We start from the raw sequence: 15,667 nt of genomic DNA, 5'->3' as shown, positions 1-15,667 counted from the left end.
TAGAGACCAAAGCTTGTATCCGCTTTGGTCTCTTTCATATATACCATCTACGTATTAAGTAAAATTATTATGTTCTTATAAATGTTAGTGCCATTCTACCACAGAGTCTACAGGCAAACGATAAGATGAATACCCTTCTTCTGCTGCTTTTCCGACTGCAATAATCATTACAGGAACGTATCTCTCTTTATCTAAACCAAATGTTTCTGCAATATGAATTTTATCGTATCCGCCAATTGGATTTGTATCATAACCATACGCTTTGGCAGTTAGCATAAATAACATTGAGACAAGCCCATTATCAACTAAAGCAACATCCAATTTTTGTTTTCTTGAAATCGTTTGATACCCTGCTGAGATTTGTTTCACTTGACGTTCTTTTACTTCCTGAGGCATAATTCCTAATTCTACTGACTTAGAATAAATCTCTTCTAAGTTCTCTACGCTTTCAGTATCTGCAAACACTGCTACTATTGCAGAGGAAGTTGTTACTTGTGTACTGTTATAACCAGCTAAGGGAAGTAGTTTATCTTTTCCTTCAGCACTATCAATAATAACGAATTTCCAAGGCTGCAAGTTAGTTGAAGAGGGAGCTCGCGTTGCTAAGGTTACCATTTCTTCTAATTCTTCATGTGGAATCTTTACATTTGGATCATATTTTCGAATGGATCTTCGTTCTTCAACGATTTGTCTAAAAAAATCTTTTCTATTCATAGTCTGACTCATACTCAACCACTCCATTTTTTGTTATTCAACAACTGTTGTAAGAGTAGTTTATTGTGTAATTGCAATCAATTACACCAACAAATCAAACAGTTTGTTGGAAATCCAACAAAGAACAGATAATAACGGAAAAGTACACGTTCAGATTACTTAATAAGGAGTGAGTGACATGTCGATTCAAACAGTAACGTTCATGATCTTCATTACTTTAGGTAATGCAGAATCAATCGTCTCTTCTCCTCGTATACAGGTCATGGCCAATCCGTAAATGCCCCAACTCCAAAAAGTGGCTTTAATTAAATGGTCTGAATGATCTCCGTAAATTTTATTTAGCAACGCATTAAGAGAAGTTGTTAGGTACGTTTTCATATCTTCTTCGATTTGAGGTTTTAATGTATCATAGGATTTTTGACAATGAAATGAGAGTCCCGTTTGAGAGTCAATAATAGCCTTCATGATATAATTGATGGTTGTTTGATTAATCTCAACTTCACTTTCAAGACCTTTAAATACATCATTTGAAATCGCCTCATTTTTGATGGTATCAATTAGATCAAATTTGTCTATAAAATGGTAGTAAAAGGTAGAGCGGTTGATTTCTGCTTCTTTCGTGATATCTGCTATTGATATCTCTTCAAAGCTCTTCCTCTTTGAAAGCTCATAAAATGTGTTGATGATTAATGCTCTTGTGCGTTTAATACGAGGGTCTTGTTTTTTCATATCTTTCATCCTCACATATAGTTTCGCTGGTTTAATAAGATCATCTCATATGATTGATTTCTCTTATCCATGATCGCTCCGTTCAGACCTCACCTAATTATACGACCCATGTTCTAAGGTATTTCTTATACTACAAATTAGAACAAATCTTTTAAATCACTTCCAAAATTCTTCTGGATTATACAATGGAACCATTACTTTACGATTGGGTTGTAATTTGCTCAGTGGATTATAGTAATTTGGATATAATGCGTAATAGGTTTGAATGGATGTTCCTTCATCTGAGTTAAACTCACTGACAGCTGGACATAAAAACCAAAAAAGGTTTTTAGACATGTAGTTAAGATAAAATGTGCTTTCATCTGAAACTGTATCCTGACCGTTCACTAAAACTGTTTTGTTTTTTGCAAGCCGTTCCCTAAATGTCTTAAGGTCCAAGATATGGCCACTTTCATCCGTAACGAACCTGTTCCATGATGCATCCACAAAAATCCATCTTTCTTGTTCTGCAAGATAGACAAGATTAACGACATGACTATCTAAATCAAGCGAATCATAAGGCATACATTGAACTCTTTTTGTTTTAAATCCCATACTTAATAATACTTCATTTAAAACCGTTGCGATTACATAACAATTTGCGCTCAGACTCTCTTGCTTTGCCATTTCTAAGATGTGTAATGAATGGTTGATCTCATGATGAGACATGCTTCCATGTGTTAATCTTTTATTCACCCAAGTGGTGAGGTTTAACACCTGTTCCGTCTCACTTCCGTATCCCGCTATTTCTTCTAACTCGTATCTATCTTTTAGCTCTTTTAACTGTGTATGATCTGAATTTTGATAGTGAAAATGTGCGCTAGCTCCACCTGGGTGAGGTTGATAATCTTGTGTTAACGCTAATAGCTTTAAATAATACTCCCTGAATTCAGAAATATAGCCAAACATCACAACTCCTCCCATTCTTCATCAATTAATCTGTTAAATACTCATACGCATCTTCAACTTGAAAAAGCCCAGATTCCTTTAAAAACTGGTTCACCGTATGCAAATGACTACTGCCTATAACTAAAAAGATTCGATCATCATTTGAATCAATGAGTCTTGTGAGGTTAGCGTATAGGATTAAGTTTCTTTGGTACCACCAGCGGAGCCAATCCATTCCCACATAATTGTTCCACTCTCCAATACGAGCAACGTGCATATAGATCTCATGGCTTTTTTTGATGGATGCAGGGTGGTTTATGTGACAATAGTTTTCTACTAAACTCCTGTCATCAAAAAACGTAAATTGCTTGTTAATCGATTCAATTTGTTCTTTCATCATCCGGCTTAGTTCAGGCTGATGAGCTTCTGCCCAATCTAAGATGTCTCCAAGTGATTTCTGTTCTGGCACTGAACCCATCCAATCAACTGCAAATACGTGCTGGTGATTCATCGACTTAGCTAAACGAAACCCCACTTGATGAATTTCATTAAGTGGCAGCTTCCAGTTACCGCTTAGGTATGTTTGATACTCTCTATCGATCTCCTCTTGCCGCTTCACTTCAACCTCAACTGCCACTTTAGTTGGTTGAAAGGCTTCCATTTTTTGCAGCAGTTCCATTAGTTCCTTCTCACGATCAGGCACTAGAATCTTCCCATCCTCAGCATCCATTCCTATGCTGTTTACCTCATTCAGATGATAGGAACCTAGAACAAGTACTTTAGGCTTCATATGATCTCTCCTCTTTTCTATGTAGAGTATTGCATTCACTACAGGTACACATTCGCCAAATTATTACAATACCCTTCACAAAAAAGGACCAAGACAGATTCAGCCTTGGTACTGAGGTTATGATTTAACCTACACCATTTCAAATTCAGCATTCATTACTCTAGTAACGTCTACTAATTTTGAGAATTGATCAAATAAGATATTAATTCTACTATCTTCCTGCTGAACTGGATACGAATGAAGGACGATATACATTAATTTTATTCCCCATACGTTTCGTTAGTCATATCAATAATTCTTAGAGAATTCCCATCAATATCATTAAAAATTGCGTATCTTCCAGGAGGAATATCACATGGCTCTTTAATGAAATTCAGAGTTAATCGGTTATCTTCATAAAACTTGTTAACATCATCTACAATAAAGACGCCTCCTGCTGGTACACCCTCATCTATCTCAATCATCAGTTGAACCTCACTATTTCCCTTAAGATGTAATGCGACTGTATGCTCTCCTTCTCTCCAAGCTTCCTCCAATCCAAGCTGTTCACGATAGAAAGAAAGCGATTTTTTTAAGTCCTTTGTTGGGTGGCATAAAAATGAAAGTTTCATTAACAAATTCCTCCTTGTATGTACATAATTAGATTACGTAAATCATAATCATTTTACGCTAACGTGTCAATATGATACAATATTTACTATGAAAGAATATATACCACTACCAGGAAGCACTAAGGAAAAGATCTTAACAAGTGCATTAGATACCTTTACAAAGCAAAGGTTTGAAGAAACAAATATTAATGATATTGCCAAAAAAGCGAATGTAACAACGGGAGCCATTTATCATCACTTTGGGTCAAAGTCGAAGCTGCTAGACATTATTAAAAGAGAGGTAGAGCAAAGGATCGTTGACAGAATGGAAGGGGTTATTGATTTATTTGAAACGCCCCTTGAAAAAATCGAAGCCGCTTTAAAAACAGGATTAGACTTTGTCATTAAAAAGAAGATGAGCTATTTATTTATTGACTCTTATGGACTCGAGGCGAACAAAGTCTATATGCTCATTGAGGAATTGTGTGGAGAAACTGGTATAAAAGGATTAGAATCCGTGATCTACTCAGCTTGGATCTCAATTATTGATTCAATAACGAATAATGCACTAACGATTGAAGATGGCAAGAATTTAATAACTTGGTTAGTAAAAAAGAACTGAAATTCAGTTCTTTTTTTGCGTTTGTTAATAAAATGATGCTCTTCTCTTCTTCTCCAATATTAAGTGGTTCTTTAGTCTAGACTTTTTAAACAAAGGTTGAATTCCAGCTTGATTCAGGTCTCGGAATGGATATACTTCTTCTAAAAAAGACCTAAGTCTGTTTTCACGTATAATTGATACTAACTTGTCGCAGCTCTCCACTGCCCAATATCTCTCATACTCAGAAATCCAATTCAACCCATACCCTTCGACAAATTCATCTTCATCTTTGATTAGATATCCACTCTCATCACTTGTTACTAAAACATCTAACATTAAATCCACATTATATACTTGTCCGTTAACTACAAAAAAAGGCGTACATATATCGCAGTTGTAGCTCCATACAAACTTTGTTATTTTATCCTCTTCTTGAACAAATCCTCCATCTAAATCAAAACTGATATTTATCTCAAACCAATGTTTTTTAAATGAGTAATGTCTTAGAATCGTTTGTTTATCTACTAGAACATCATAAACAAGATATTGATCATCAAATCTTTTAATTCCTACTTTAGGAATGTGAAACGTTCTTACTTCATCTGGCGGATGAAAATTATGAAATATCAGGTTGTCCATTTGCATTCCTCCTATTACATATCGTTGCCTATCTAACCATTCACCAATCACTTTCAAAAACCTGCATCTATAATAAAATAAGAAGCGCCAAAGCTCTTAAAGCCTTGGTTTCTTTCTTCAGATTTTGAATATTAAAAGGCTCAATCCCACTTGATTCCGAATACATCTTCTACAAATTTAGTTAAACCATGACCTTCTACGTAATCTCTCTCTTTTATAATCTTCATTAGAAATTATCTCAACCTATCTAAATGCTCTTAAAAGGAATATATACGTTAGTCGCGAATGTAGTGTTATACAATATCAGGAGGAATAAAAAATGATACGTGAAGCTATTAGTAGTGATAAAGAGCAGATCAATGAACTATATAGAATGTTAGTACCCAATAGTAAAAAAAGAGAAGTTCTTGGTGAACAAATCGATAAAATCAAGGAAGATCCTAATAATTTCATACTTGTTTACGAAGAGAATGGAGCAATTATTGGAACATTAACTCTCAATATTTGTTTACAAGCCTTACATGGTGAAAGTCCTTACGGAGTGGTAGAAAACGTAGTTATCCACGAGAATCATCGGAACAAGCGAATTGGAACAAAATTACTTGAGTTTGTCGACCACTATTGTCTTACAATAGATTGTCATAGAGTTATGCTATTGAGCAATTCAAAGAGGACTCAAGCACATAACTTCTTTGAGAACGCAGGTTATAACGGTACAGTGAGTAAAGGATTTAAAAAATATTATTAGTTGATTTAGACATCCCATGCTTAGTACATTGTAATGAATGTAGCTTTCATCTCACTAGTATCATAAATACATTATAGAGAAAGTCACAGATTCTTAAGTATCCATGTTTGATTATCATTGTATCTGTTTCAAATAGTCGTTGACCGTTAGTCCATACACTCTTTTAAACTGACGATTTAGATGAGTTAAGTCGACAAAGTCACATTCATTCACAGCTAAATAAATATCTTTTTCTTTTTCTAAGAGCGCTCTTGCTCTTTCTACTTTCGTATTAAGAAAGAACTGATAGGGAGTAATTCCAGTTTGTGTATTAAAGTAACGTATAAACTGAAATTTTGACATCCCAAACGTACTAGCAACTGAGTCGATTTTTAATTTGTTGTCAGAGCTCATCTCTTCCTTCATCTTTAGGATTAACGCATCTTGATTATCTTTAGTAGTGGTATTATAGCCAATCAAGCTTTCCGTTAGGTTAAAAAATAACTCGTCACAGCTATTTTCGTCTTCTTCATTAAAGATCGCATCTACAAGATTTAAGATATGGTGTTGAATGATTTGATTATAAATAATCGGTGAAGAAAAGCGAATGAGGTCCTTTTTCTCTGTCGCTTCTAATAAAAGACTTGGTTCAATATATAACATGACATACTCTAACCCCGAATCATCATGCGCCATACCATCATGAATTTGTTCTGGATTAAAAAACATAATTCCATTTTGATGAGAAAGTTGAAGGTGTCCATCTAAATGATAATGTTGAATCCCACGTTTTGTCACACCAATCGCATATTCACCATGAGAGTGCTTCTTATATGAGAAATCACTCATCGTTGCTGATAATGCCTTGATTCGTTTGTGTTTTTTATAGGTAAATTCATTCATCTGTACACACCTCCATTCTGTCAGATCCAAATCATTACAGCTGCATAAACGATAAAAACGGCCATGGTTGTATTGGCTGCTTTATGATATTTTTTCAGAAACTCCTTGAATATTGCTCCAAAGGTCACCCATAAGATAAACGAAAGAAATCCGATAAGTGTCACACCAGCAACAGTGATCGTTAGAGATAAGGTACTATTATAATACGGTAACACAAAGCTTGGAAATAAGGTTAAGGCAAACATAATTGGTTTTGGATTCAATAACTGAACGAATAACCCGCGGTTAAATGACGTTCTACCCTCTGTCTTTGTATCATTAGAAGCGTCCATTTTATAAATTTGGTACGCTAAATAGAGCATATAAAAGGTCCCCCCTATTTGAACAAAAATGATGATACTCGGGAGAACGTTAGCGAAAAACGAACTAAGAAATGCTGCACTAGCCAAAATGATTCCAAATCCTAATACTGATCCATAAGCAAATACCATGGCACTTTTCACGCCATCATTCTGTACTGTATTTAGAATGAGGATATTAGTGGTTCCAGGCGTAACTGTAATGACGAAACAATATATAATGAAAGAAACGATACTCATTTTGTTCTCACTCCTTGATGTCAATGTTTTTACACTATACATCTAGGAGTTTGATTCTGATAGTACACTATTGCATAACAAGGCCCAAGCTTAAATCCTATATTGGGAGGTACTTATGAGTAAGCTAATACTAGCAATCTTATATTCTTTAACTGCTGGAATCTTTCTTCTGTGTAATCTAACAGCTAGTTCAAAACCACCATTTAGCGCTGGAAATGGAAATATCGCCATTGTATTTGTGTTCATTTTAATACCAATTACAGTTAGTATTGTCTGGATACTATCGATGCTTTTAAGGCATATAGAGATTAAAAAGGCACAAATGAACATACTCCTACTCTTCTTAATCTCACATATATGTTTTGGGATTATGTATCAATTTAGTAAGTTAGACGATTACAGAGATATGCTAACAAACGAATACTTCGATTTTATGGGAGTCCATGACATAGAGTATATCCACATGATTACAGTTGGTTTTAGCAAGCAATTAAATAATCAATATTTTAATATAAATACGTGGTTTGTCTTTTTATCATTCACAATTTTAAGCTCTATGCTAGTTAACGGTGTGAGGAGGATGGTATAGGATAGTTATTTATAAGTCTAATGATTTTTATGAAGTAAGATTAGTCTTCTAGAAGAAATTCTTTTCCGTGATTACGTAAGAATTCAACATCTTTCCTATAGTGCTCAAGATGCCCTTCTTTTATCATGTTCTGAAAAGCCATTTCTCCTTGATTGGCTTTTTCAACAATATAGCGACATAACCCTTCGATTCTAAGGATGACCATTTCAAATAAACCTTTTTCAAGTCCTTGAAGCCCATACGCTTCAAAAAAGATCCCCACTTTTTCTTTTCTTTTAGGAGCATCTATTGAGTGATTATAATAGGTGGGGTCACCTTTTTCGTTATAAGTGACTCTACTTAGTGGGACGCATGTATATAGAGTATAAGCGATATCCCAAAGCCTTGGACCAGGCGCAGCTACATCGAAATCTATCATGCCTACAGGTCTTTCTTTTTGGAATACAATATTGTACAACGCAAAATCATTATGGCAAATGACCTCTTTCAATCCCGGTGTATTGATCATAGGCTCCCATTCATTTAATAAATCAAAATCACAAACGGAATCATGATAAAACCGGAGCATGCTTGCAATGTCTTTTAAAACTAGGTTAGACCGCATATACTCTTTTACTGGATCATTCCCCGCTTCACCCTCGATATAACTTAATACCTCTCTCCCCTGCTCATCAATTCCTATAAATTTTGGGGCATAATTAAAATTCTTTTTATCTAAATGGAGTAATAGTTTATGAATTTTACTGCTATCCTGATTTTGATTTCGTCGTACGGTACTACCAGAACGATAAACATTTGATACATTTCCACCCGCTAATATTTCATCCTTTTCACTAGTCATCTGAATATCCTCCATACGTAAGGTTCTTCATCGCATGCATCGAATAATTCTGAATAATTCCTGTATCTACAAATCCCATTGATGCGTATAACGTTTTTGCTATGACATTACTCTTATGATAAAAGAGGCCTACATGTTTCCTGTTAAAGAGCCAAGAGCCCCATCCCTATAAATCAGTTGATATGAATTCATGAACATTCAAACACTTGAAAGGAACTCCCACCCCCGTACCCATTCTCCACTTCATGAATAAAAATATCTTTAAAACCATTTGCTTTTAATGTCTTCTCAAACTCTTTAAAGTCATAAAGCTTAATCGGAAAATTCATGATTTCTGACCTCTGAACCGTATTGTTTTGAATGGATTGATACTTTAATTCAGTCTCTACCATATCCGTATGTTCATTAAAAGTAACTTTTTTGTATTCAACGATTGTTTCATCCGTAAAGGTGATTCTATTCGTTTCTTTCCAATCTAAGACTTCTTCGATCTCTTTTCCTTTCTCCATAATAGTTAATAGCAGCTTCCCCTTACTGCTTAAAACTCTTTTTAAATTCTGAAGACTCTTATTGACTATAGGATCAGGGAGAAGCGAAAAAGATCCAAAAGGGATGAGAATCAGATCATATCGTTTTTCAGTTTCAAATTCTTCAATTCCTTTTTTATAGACATTTGGATTTAACTTTAAGGTTTCACCTTTTTCTTTACATACCTTAAGCATCTCTTCCGATATATCAAACCCCTCAATATTAATTCCCTTTTGCAAAAAAGGAATTAACATTCTACCATTTCCACACATAGGTTCTAGTACTTTCATTTCTTGATTTTTAACAAATGAAAGATAAAACTCAAGTTCTTTCTCATCCGCTAAAGACTTCTCCTTTTCGTACATCTTCGTGCAAAGTTCTCCATAAAAATCACTCATTGTATCGACCCTTTCAAACTTTACGTATAGAAAGCCACTCTTCTTTCATTAATCCCAAAGCCTTGGCCGATCAACATTCATTGTTCGCATATAATCTAATAATTGACCTGTGTGTACAGACTCATGATATGCAATTCGCAAAAGCATATCACCTAACGTTCGAATGTATCCTGCATCACTTCGATCTATTTTTATCTCATCCAAATCTTTTGGACTTAGTTCTTTTATGTACTGTATAAAGTTCTCCCGATATGGCTTTGCAAATTCTAATTCTTCTTCAATAGACTTAAATGGCTTACTAGTAAATGGAGTGCTGAATTCTCCAGAAAAGTTAGCAGTTCCTTTAGCTAAAAGAATTTGATGATAGATGTGTTCACTTTCTAACACATGTACGACCATTTCTGCACAAGTCATTGCTCCTTCATCCGGTTTCCAATCAACATATTCTAATGGAATGGCATTCCACAATTTGATGCTTCGTCTTCTAACTTCTTCAAAATTCAAAATTATTAAGTCAATCGTATTCATCGATTCTTCCTCCGTTACCATGTTATTTCAAAATAAAATTAAACAATATTTGGTTATTTCCTCCCATTATATCATCAGCCAGATAGATTCAATGATGTTTCTACTAAATGGTGTTGAACACAACAAAAAGCACCTAAGCTCTTAAAGCCTCAGTGCTCAAGTCACGCGGTGAACAAATAGTGTTGAATATCCATTTTTTTTATCCATACACTTCTGTATCTTTGTTTATTCTTTCAATTTTCATAAAATCAAAATCGACTTCATATCCGCTTTCTTGTGGACTGCAAGCATAAATACCTACATTCATGGAATCCGTTTTTGTAAATAAGTGAGACATACGTATCTGACTCCAATTCGTACCGTCTAATGAAAAATCGACGTAATACGTAGTCTTTTTTCTAGATATTCGGAAATGTAGTGAATCTGGAACCTCGTCAATCTCCTGGCTAGACCAATCTGAATATCCAGCATTGGTAACCACTGCTCCTAGTTTACTCTTTCCATCAGGTATGAATTCTAAAGATGTTTTTATCCAAGAATCAGATGAAAATCTAACCATTAAACCAGCTTGATCATATCTGTGCATTGGTTTAGAATTCACCTTCGTTGTTAACCTAAAATCACCTTCAACTTGATCATATAAGAAATGCCCGTTATCCACTTGAAAACCGTAATGGGTTTGCTGCCAAAAATCTGTTTGTTTATCAGGCTTAATCGTTAACTGCGATTCTTTTGAATTAATCTTCCAGTCTTTAGGTTCGGAAAACCATCTTAGATTCTTATCCATTTCCTCATTGTGAAACTTCTCCATCAAAATAATAGTATCGCTCATAACCAGGAACCTCCCATTATTGTTTTAATACAGGAACAATAATTACTCTAATTTCAACTTGTATATACAAGTATGATATCATACACATATGTACCTTAAAAGTTTCAACTCTATTCAATATTCAATAAGGAGATATGGACATGTTAACTGAAAAGGAAAAAATGTTACAAGGAAAAATGTATGATGCAAACGGAGATAGCGATCTAATCCAAGAGCGTAAATATGCTAAAAGCCAATGCTTTGCATTTAACCAACTACCACCCGATGAAGCAGACAAATCTCATGACATTCTCAAGAGCTTATTTGGCAAAACGGGATCCACTTTTGAAATCCTACCTACTTTTAATTGTGACTATGGATACAATATTGAACTGGGGGAGAACTTTTTTTCAAACCACAATCTAATTATTCTTGATTGTGCAAAAGTGACTTTTGGGGATAATGTCTTTGTAGCTCCGAACTGTGCTTTTTATACAGCCGGCCATCCGATTGATGCGACTGAAAGAAATAAAGGCTTAGAATACGCATATCCAATAACGGTCGGTAATAACGTGTGGATCGGAGGAAATGTTTGTGTCATGCCTGGAGTAACTATAGGAGATAATACGGTGATAGGTGGAGGTAGTGTCGTAACTAAAGATATTCCTTCTAATGTTATAGCAGCTGGGAATCCTTGTAGAGTTATTAAAAGTGTTTGAATTCACCTACTAGGTGTAAAGGATTGACCAAAGAGATATGTATGGTCTCTTATTGAGTTAGCCTTACAACTATGTCTATTATCAAAACTCATACTGATCTTATATTCTATATCTGATTCTCTACTGGTCTTCATATATCTCTAGTATGAGGTGAGTAACATTGTCTTCAGCATTTAAATAAAATTCTAAGTTATAATTATTTTCTTTATCAAAATAGCCTAGAATGTTTGATCCTGTATCTTCTCTTAAATAGTAGTTTGATCCATATCTGCTGACAATTTCATCTTTTGATTGATTTATTATAGTATCATTATTAAATTCGTATTCATTTGTAAAAAGGAGGAAGCAGCTAATTTTCTCATTTGACACTCCTATTTCTAAATCACTCTTATCCTCCTTAGGACCATATATATAATACTTTTCCGGTGAGGACTCTACCTCTTCAATATAATCAGGATCACCTAAACTTTTAATAATGTCATTTGAACTAGAATTCAAATAAGTATTCTCAATATCAAATGAGGAGATCTTCGTGCTTTTGGTTTCATCAAGATAATCCATTTTTTCTTTAGAACATCCAAAGAGTAAAACTACAAATATTACCAATAATACTTTTTTCAATTATTTATACCCCTTTAAAGTCTAATAAATTGATTAAAGATAACAATGGAACTTAAGGTAATTAATAGATTATCGAGTGTATACAAAAAAGTGAAAATCATTTCTTCAAATGTTATTATTAGCATTTACCTGTGTAAATAGATTCTAAAATATAATTTCTTCAAAGGAGTACTATGCTAATGGCTAATTACGGAGAAGATTTGTTCAAAGGTACTGCTAGATATTATTCTAAATACAGACCTATTTATCCTTCTTTCTTGATCCGGTTCTTAATTGATCAGTTCAAAATGAACGGCAAGGGAAGAATGCTTGATCTAGGATGTGGGACTGGACAATTAACGTTTAGATTTACTGACTGGTTTGAAGAAATTATTGCTATAGACACGGATCCTGAGATGCTCCTTGAAGCAAAACGTCTTTCTAATGAGTATAGGGTGGAGAATGTTAAGTTTATAAATAAAACACTTGAAGACTATCAGGTTCGCGCTAATGATCGTTTTACGTTTGTCACTATTGCAAAAGCATTTCATTGGCTGAACAGAGAGGCGACGCTCGAAACCCTATACGATATGTTACCAGATCAAGGAGGAGTCGCTATCATCGATCATTACTCCCCAAATGAAGAACAATTGCCCTGGCAAACGAAGCTAAGCGAAGTGGTGAGAGAGTGGTATGGGAATGAGAGAAGAGCAGGAAATTCAACCTACGTACATCCAACTTTAAGTCATCAAGATATTGTTATTAATTCAAGGTTTGAATTAGAAGTACACCAACTGCCTGTTTATGAGCATATATGGTCAATTGAAACAATTATAGGCCATTTGTATTCGACTTCATATGGCGCACAGAGATTTCTAGGTGAGAACAAAACGATGTTTGAAAAGCATTTAACAGAAGAATTACTTGCTATTGACGAGACAGGTGTATTTAAAGAGAACATGAACTTAACCGTTATCTTAGCTATGAAGAATATGAGAAATAGAGAATAATATAAATTTAGCTATTCTCTAGTTTCTTTTACCTTTTCAATAAGTTTTTCTCTATCAACTATCTGCATATTTTCATCCTCTATTAAATCAGTCATATGATCTATTTCAATTGATTGCAATTCTTCATATCTATACTTCCTTATAAGTGAATGCCCATCTACTTTATAAGTACTAAGCTCATCTCCAAGTATCCAAAATTGGGCAGCTGACTCACCCACTGTTTCCTTTAACATTAATATATATCTATCACCGGGCTGAAAGATTTCATTACCATTTACTAGTGCACCGTTACCACCTTCCTGTAAAAAGGTAATCTCTTGCTCTGACTCTCCTCCAAAGTTCTCAAGAACCGTTGCAGTGTGCTTCGTTTTACACATATACCCATTAATAATGGAGTTTTCTACTATTTCTACTTCAACAATTAGATCAGCTTGTTCCACAGAATCCTTAAAGGAATACCATTCTCTTTCAGTTTCTATTCCCGTTGATGATGGTGAGCATTTCGTATTTCCAACAAACCCGCAACCTGACATTACAAATAACACGATTAAAACAGATATACATCGCCGCACTTAACTCCCCCCTGACTTTTGTATTGTTATTTATTATTCTTAATAAGTGTATATTATGGTAAAATATACAATGAAATCTATTACATAAATCGAGGAGAGAACACATCATGAATTACAAACCTGCAGGCTTTTGGATTAGAGCTATGGCTGCAATTATTGATGGATTAATAATGGGAGGAATTGGGCTACTAGTGATGATCGTATTCGAAGCTCCATCAATTGATTTTGAGGATTCCACAGCTTTAGATATTTTTATGTTTATTTATTCTATAATATTTATCGTCATCTTTACTGCAAGCAAACTTAAGGCATCTCCAGGAAAACTAATATTAGGTATTCAAGTACTTACTCTTGATAACAAACAAATTGGGATTGGCAGATCCATTGGTCGCTACTTCGCTTACATAATCTCTACATTTACCTTTATGGTCGGCTATATCATGGCTGGTTTTACTAAGGATAAGAAAGCTTTACACGACCTCATTTGTGGTACTCGTGTAGTATATAGAATTAAATAAACATGAAAAGCTCTCATTATAATTGAGGGCTTTATTATTTTAGACTTTTGATTCTGTCAAAACCTTGGATTAATCTTTAGAAAGTATTAACATTCTAATTAAACTGAATTCTTTTAATGTGTTAAGACTTTTCATTATAGGCAGGAAAATTAGGAGGTTCATTCTATGAATGAGTTATCACATAAAATAGAAGAAATAATTAATAACTTTATACTTGATAACAAGTTACCTGGGCTTAGCTTACAAATAGTATCTGACTGCAAAAGTAATTTCACTTATGAGTATGGTGTCTCAAACATTGATTTAAAAAAACCTATGAAACAAGATACAATAAGTTCGATCATGAGCCTATCAAAAAGTTTTACCGCACTTGCCATGTTGCATTTAGAAGAAAATAACGATTTCAACTTAGATACACCTGTTATTGAGTACTTGCCTTATTTTAAAGCAAAAAGTGGTGAGTATGTCAAAATTACCTCCAAACAAATACTAAGCCATACAGCAGGATTCCCAGATAATATATGGCTTGTGTCATTATTAGATAATAACTTGTTACAATATGCAAAGAAGCATGTTGAATATCACTTTATCTTTGAACAGTTCCCTACCTTTGAAGTAACGATAAGTAAAATAAAGACTAGAGAGGATATTACAAGGTATTTCTCCAATATAACATTAGATTATAAACCTGGTGAAGGGTGGCAATATTGTACTGATGCATATGCCATTTTAGCTGATATAGTAGAAAAAGTAAGCGGTTTAAGTTGGGAAGATTATGTACTAGATAAGATCATAATACCCTTAGGCTTAACTAATACACATATAAACCCTTCAACAGCTTCTCTACAAAATATGAGTGAATACTATTCATTATATAATAATCGTTTTATCAACGTAACAGCTCCAACTAATCGCTTAGGGGCACCGGTTGGCTTTATTTATTCTACTACAAATGACATGGCAAAATATCTTATTGCATTAATGGGAAGTGAGCAAAAGATCATTAGTCTTTCAACTAGAGATAAAATGTTTTCTATGATTGCACAAAGAGCGCCTGGATTAAGCTACGGACTAGGTTGGAAAATTAAAAATGTGCGCGATCTAAACATCGTCGAACATGCTGGAGGATACCCTGGAGTCAGCAGTTTTGCAGCTATGATACCAACGATAAATGTTGGACTTGTTATGTTATGTAATACTGACGGGATACCTCTTCAAAATCTATCAGATCAAATACTCGATATTCTCATCTAAATTAAATAAAGATACTTTTTCGATTATAAACGACCATTTGGCTAATAAAAGGATATCAATTCTACTGTCTTTTGGTTGAT

General features: G+C 34.3%; 22 protein-coding genes. 7 read left to right on the top strand and 15 right to left on the bottom strand.

Going from position 1 to position 15,667, the window contains the following annotated elements; all coding sequences use genetic code 11:
* Positions 1 to 84: 84 nt before the first annotated feature.
* The 6 genes from JNO66_RS14210 to JNO66_RS14190 form a co-directional block, all read right to left on the bottom strand.
* Complete coding sequence (locus JNO66_RS14210; RefSeq protein ID WP_246483286.1) at positions 85 to 714, bottom strand: nitroreductase family protein; 630 nt, start codon at positions 712 to 714, stop codon at positions 85 to 87.
* Between the two features lie 186 nt (positions 715 to 900).
* Complete coding sequence (locus JNO66_RS14205) at positions 901 to 1,443, bottom strand: TetR/AcrR family transcriptional regulator (protein WP_203089096.1); 543 nt, start codon at positions 1,441 to 1,443, stop codon at positions 901 to 903.
* Positions 1,444 to 1,599: 156 nt separating this feature from the next.
* Positions 1,600 to 2,391, bottom strand: coding sequence for a transglutaminase domain-containing protein (locus tag JNO66_RS14200; RefSeq protein ID WP_203089095.1), 792 nt, complete (start codon positions 2,389 to 2,391; stop codon positions 1,600 to 1,602).
* 25 nt (positions 2,392 to 2,416) lie between these two features.
* Positions 2,417 to 3,160, bottom strand: a complete 744-nt coding sequence (locus JNO66_RS14195; protein ID WP_203089094.1) for a DUF5694 domain-containing protein — start codon at positions 3,158 to 3,160, stop codon at positions 2,417 to 2,419.
* A 129-nt stretch (positions 3,161 to 3,289) separates the two neighbouring features.
* Positions 3,290 to 3,415: a hypothetical protein gene (locus JNO66_RS20830; protein ID WP_273753707.1), complete on the bottom strand. Its 126-nt coding sequence runs from the start codon at positions 3,413 to 3,415 to the stop codon at positions 3,290 to 3,292.
* Positions 3,416 to 3,420: 5 nt separating this feature from the next.
* Positions 3,421 to 3,771, bottom strand: a complete 351-nt coding sequence (locus JNO66_RS14190) for a VOC family protein (RefSeq protein WP_203089093.1) — start codon at positions 3,769 to 3,771, stop codon at positions 3,421 to 3,423.
* An 88-nt stretch (positions 3,772 to 3,859) separates the two neighbouring features.
* Between JNO66_RS14190 and JNO66_RS14185 the strand changes: the two genes are divergently transcribed.
* On the top strand, positions 3,860 to 4,372 hold the full coding sequence (locus JNO66_RS14185; protein WP_203089092.1) for a TetR/AcrR family transcriptional regulator: 513 nt from the start codon (positions 3,860 to 3,862) through the stop codon (positions 4,370 to 4,372).
* Positions 4,373 to 4,396: 24 nt separating this feature from the next.
* On the opposite strand, the gene JNO66_RS14180 is transcribed toward JNO66_RS14185, so the two are convergent.
* Entirely contained in the window at positions 4,397 to 4,990 is a 594-nt protein-coding gene (locus JNO66_RS14180; protein WP_203089090.1) for a ribonuclease FAU-1 family protein, read from the bottom strand.
* Between the two features lie 319 nt (positions 4,991 to 5,309).
* Between JNO66_RS14180 and JNO66_RS14175 the strand changes: the two genes are divergently transcribed.
* Positions 5,310 to 5,738 carry a GNAT family N-acetyltransferase gene (locus JNO66_RS14175; protein ID WP_203089088.1) on the top strand — a complete coding sequence of 143 codons (429 nt, stop codon included), beginning with the start codon at positions 5,310 to 5,312 and terminating at the stop codon, positions 5,736 to 5,738.
* 114 nt (positions 5,739 to 5,852) lie between these two features.
* On the opposite strand, the gene JNO66_RS14170 is transcribed toward JNO66_RS14175, so the two are convergent.
* Together JNO66_RS14170 and JNO66_RS14165 are read right to left on the bottom strand one after the other, a co-directional pair.
* On the bottom strand, positions 5,853 to 6,620 hold the full coding sequence (locus JNO66_RS14170; RefSeq protein ID WP_203089087.1) for a helix-turn-helix domain-containing protein: 768 nt from the start codon (positions 6,618 to 6,620) through the stop codon (positions 5,853 to 5,855).
* A 20-nt stretch (positions 6,621 to 6,640) separates the two neighbouring features.
* Positions 6,641 to 7,219 carry a LysE family translocator gene (locus tag JNO66_RS14165; protein WP_203089086.1) on the bottom strand — a complete coding sequence of 193 codons (579 nt, stop codon included), beginning with the start codon at positions 7,217 to 7,219 and terminating at the stop codon, positions 6,641 to 6,643.
* 115 nt (positions 7,220 to 7,334) lie between these two features.
* Between JNO66_RS14165 and JNO66_RS14160 the strand changes: the two genes are divergently transcribed.
* On the top strand, positions 7,335 to 7,808 hold the full coding sequence (locus JNO66_RS14160; protein WP_203089085.1) for a hypothetical protein: 474 nt from the start codon (positions 7,335 to 7,337) through the stop codon (positions 7,806 to 7,808).
* Between the two features lie 40 nt (positions 7,809 to 7,848).
* On the opposite strand, the gene JNO66_RS14155 is transcribed toward JNO66_RS14160, so the two are convergent.
* From JNO66_RS14155 to JNO66_RS14140, 4 genes are all read right to left on the bottom strand, one after another.
* A complete protein-coding gene (locus JNO66_RS14155; RefSeq protein WP_203089084.1) occupies positions 7,849 to 8,649 on the bottom strand; it encodes a phosphotransferase in 801 nt (266 codons plus the stop codon).
* Positions 8,650 to 8,837: 188 nt separating this feature from the next.
* Positions 8,838 to 9,575 carry a class I SAM-dependent methyltransferase gene (locus JNO66_RS14150; protein ID WP_203089083.1) on the bottom strand — a complete coding sequence of 246 codons (738 nt, stop codon included), beginning with the start codon at positions 9,573 to 9,575 and terminating at the stop codon, positions 8,838 to 8,840.
* 48 nt (positions 9,576 to 9,623) lie between these two features.
* Complete coding sequence (locus JNO66_RS14145) at positions 9,624 to 10,103, bottom strand: DinB family protein (RefSeq protein WP_203089082.1); 480 nt, start codon at positions 10,101 to 10,103, stop codon at positions 9,624 to 9,626.
* 199 nt (positions 10,104 to 10,302) lie between these two features.
* A complete protein-coding gene (locus tag JNO66_RS14140; RefSeq protein WP_203089081.1) occupies positions 10,303 to 10,935 on the bottom strand; it encodes a DUF1349 domain-containing protein in 633 nt (210 codons plus the stop codon).
* 134 nt (positions 10,936 to 11,069) lie between these two features.
* Here JNO66_RS14140 and JNO66_RS14135 point away from each other — a divergent pair, with 134 nt between their 5' ends.
* Complete coding sequence (locus JNO66_RS14135; protein WP_307730746.1) at positions 11,070 to 11,633, top strand: sugar O-acetyltransferase; 564 nt, start codon at positions 11,070 to 11,072, stop codon at positions 11,631 to 11,633.
* Positions 11,634 to 11,753: 120 nt separating this feature from the next.
* Here the strand turns inward: JNO66_RS14135 and JNO66_RS14130 are convergent, their stop codons facing one another.
* Positions 11,754 to 12,254: a hypothetical protein gene (locus tag JNO66_RS14130; protein WP_203089078.1), complete on the bottom strand. Its 501-nt coding sequence runs from the start codon at positions 12,252 to 12,254 to the stop codon at positions 11,754 to 11,756.
* 179 nt (positions 12,255 to 12,433) lie between these two features.
* Between JNO66_RS14130 and JNO66_RS14125 the strand changes: the two genes are divergently transcribed.
* Positions 12,434 to 13,243 (top strand): class I SAM-dependent methyltransferase, encoded by an 810-nt coding sequence (locus JNO66_RS14125; protein WP_203089077.1) that lies wholly within the window; start codon positions 12,434 to 12,436, stop codon positions 13,241 to 13,243.
* Between the two features lie 11 nt (positions 13,244 to 13,254).
* Here JNO66_RS14125 and JNO66_RS14120 read toward each other — a convergent pair whose 3' ends face one another.
* Positions 13,255 to 13,788, bottom strand: coding sequence for a hypothetical protein (locus JNO66_RS14120; protein ID WP_210340882.1), 534 nt, complete (start codon positions 13,786 to 13,788; stop codon positions 13,255 to 13,257).
* A gap of 134 nt (positions 13,789 to 13,922) precedes the next feature.
* Between JNO66_RS14120 and JNO66_RS14115 the strand changes: the two genes are divergently transcribed.
* Together JNO66_RS14115 and JNO66_RS14110 are read left to right on the top strand one after the other, a co-directional pair.
* Positions 13,923 to 14,333: an RDD family protein gene (locus JNO66_RS14115; RefSeq protein ID WP_210340881.1), complete on the top strand. Its 411-nt coding sequence runs from the start codon at positions 13,923 to 13,925 to the stop codon at positions 14,331 to 14,333.
* Positions 14,334 to 14,498: 165 nt separating this feature from the next.
* The gene (locus JNO66_RS14110) at positions 14,499 to 15,587 is read left to right on the top strand and encodes a serine hydrolase domain-containing protein (protein WP_203089075.1); all 1,089 of its coding nucleotides are present in this window, start codon (positions 14,499 to 14,501) and stop codon (positions 15,585 to 15,587) included.
* The last annotated feature ends 80 nt before the right edge of the window (positions 15,588 to 15,667 follow it).

It is taken from the genome of Alkalicoccobacillus gibsonii (assembly GCF_016798245.1).
GTDB lineage: Bacteria > Bacillota > Bacilli > Bacillales > Bacillaceae_D > Alkalicoccobacillus > Alkalicoccobacillus gibsonii.
The sequence above is the reverse complement of the archived record's forward strand: the minus strand, read 5'-3'. Positions and strand labels throughout refer to the sequence as shown.

Excerpts from the sequence above, each read along its gene's own strand:
- JNO66_RS14135 (WP_307730746.1), top strand. The coding sequence starts at position 11,070 with ATGGACATGTTAACTGAAAAGGAAAAAATGTTACAAGGAAAAATGTAT.
- JNO66_RS14165 (WP_203089086.1), bottom strand. The coding sequence starts at position 7,219 with ATGAGTATCGTTTCTTTCATTATATATTGTTTCGTCATTACAGTTACG.
- JNO66_RS14170 (WP_203089087.1), bottom strand. The coding sequence starts at position 6,620 with ATGAATGAATTTACCTATAAAAAACACAAACGAATCAAGGCATTATCA.
- JNO66_RS14185 (WP_203089092.1), top strand. The coding sequence starts at position 3,860 with ATGAAAGAATATATACCACTACCAGGAAGCACTAAGGAAAAGATCTTA.
- JNO66_RS14195 (WP_203089094.1), bottom strand. The coding sequence starts at position 3,160 with ATGAAGCCTAAAGTACTTGTTCTAGGTTCCTATCATCTGAATGAGGTA.
- JNO66_RS14180 (WP_203089090.1), bottom strand. The coding sequence starts at position 4,990 with ATGGACAACCTGATATTTCATAATTTTCATCCGCCAGATGAAGTAAGA.
- JNO66_RS14190 (WP_203089093.1), bottom strand. The coding sequence starts at position 3,771 with ATGAAACTTTCATTTTTATGCCACCCAACAAAGGACTTAAAAAAATCG.
- JNO66_RS14200 (WP_203089095.1), bottom strand. The coding sequence starts at position 2,391 with ATGTTTGGCTATATTTCTGAATTCAGGGAGTATTATTTAAAGCTATTA.
- JNO66_RS14110 (WP_203089075.1), top strand. The coding sequence starts at position 14,499 with ATGAATGAGTTATCACATAAAATAGAAGAAATAATTAATAACTTTATA.
- JNO66_RS14150 (WP_203089083.1), bottom strand. The coding sequence starts at position 9,575 with ATGAGTGATTTTTATGGAGAACTTTGCACGAAGATGTACGAAAAGGAG.
- JNO66_RS20830 (WP_273753707.1), bottom strand. The coding sequence starts at position 3,415 with ATGTATATCGTCCTTCATTCGTATCCAGTTCAGCAGGAAGATAGTAGA.
- JNO66_RS14140 (WP_203089081.1), bottom strand. The coding sequence starts at position 10,935 with ATGAGCGATACTATTATTTTGATGGAGAAGTTTCACAATGAGGAAATG.
- JNO66_RS14145 (WP_203089082.1), bottom strand. The coding sequence starts at position 10,103 with ATGAATACGATTGACTTAATAATTTTGAATTTTGAAGAAGTTAGAAGA.
- JNO66_RS14160 (WP_203089085.1), top strand. The coding sequence starts at position 7,335 with ATGAGTAAGCTAATACTAGCAATCTTATATTCTTTAACTGCTGGAATC.
- JNO66_RS14205 (WP_203089096.1), bottom strand. The coding sequence starts at position 1,443 with ATGAAAAAACAAGACCCTCGTATTAAACGCACAAGAGCATTAATCATC.
- JNO66_RS14175 (WP_203089088.1), top strand. The coding sequence starts at position 5,310 with ATGATACGTGAAGCTATTAGTAGTGATAAAGAGCAGATCAATGAACTA.
- JNO66_RS14115 (WP_210340881.1), top strand. The coding sequence starts at position 13,923 with ATGAATTACAAACCTGCAGGCTTTTGGATTAGAGCTATGGCTGCAATT.
- JNO66_RS14155 (WP_203089084.1), bottom strand. The coding sequence starts at position 8,649 with ATGACTAGTGAAAAGGATGAAATATTAGCGGGTGGAAATGTATCAAAT.
- JNO66_RS14210 (WP_246483286.1), bottom strand. The coding sequence starts at position 714 with ATGAATAGAAAAGATTTTTTTAGACAAATCGTTGAAGAACGAAGATCC.
- JNO66_RS14125 (WP_203089077.1), top strand. The coding sequence starts at position 12,434 with ATGGCTAATTACGGAGAAGATTTGTTCAAAGGTACTGCTAGATATTAT.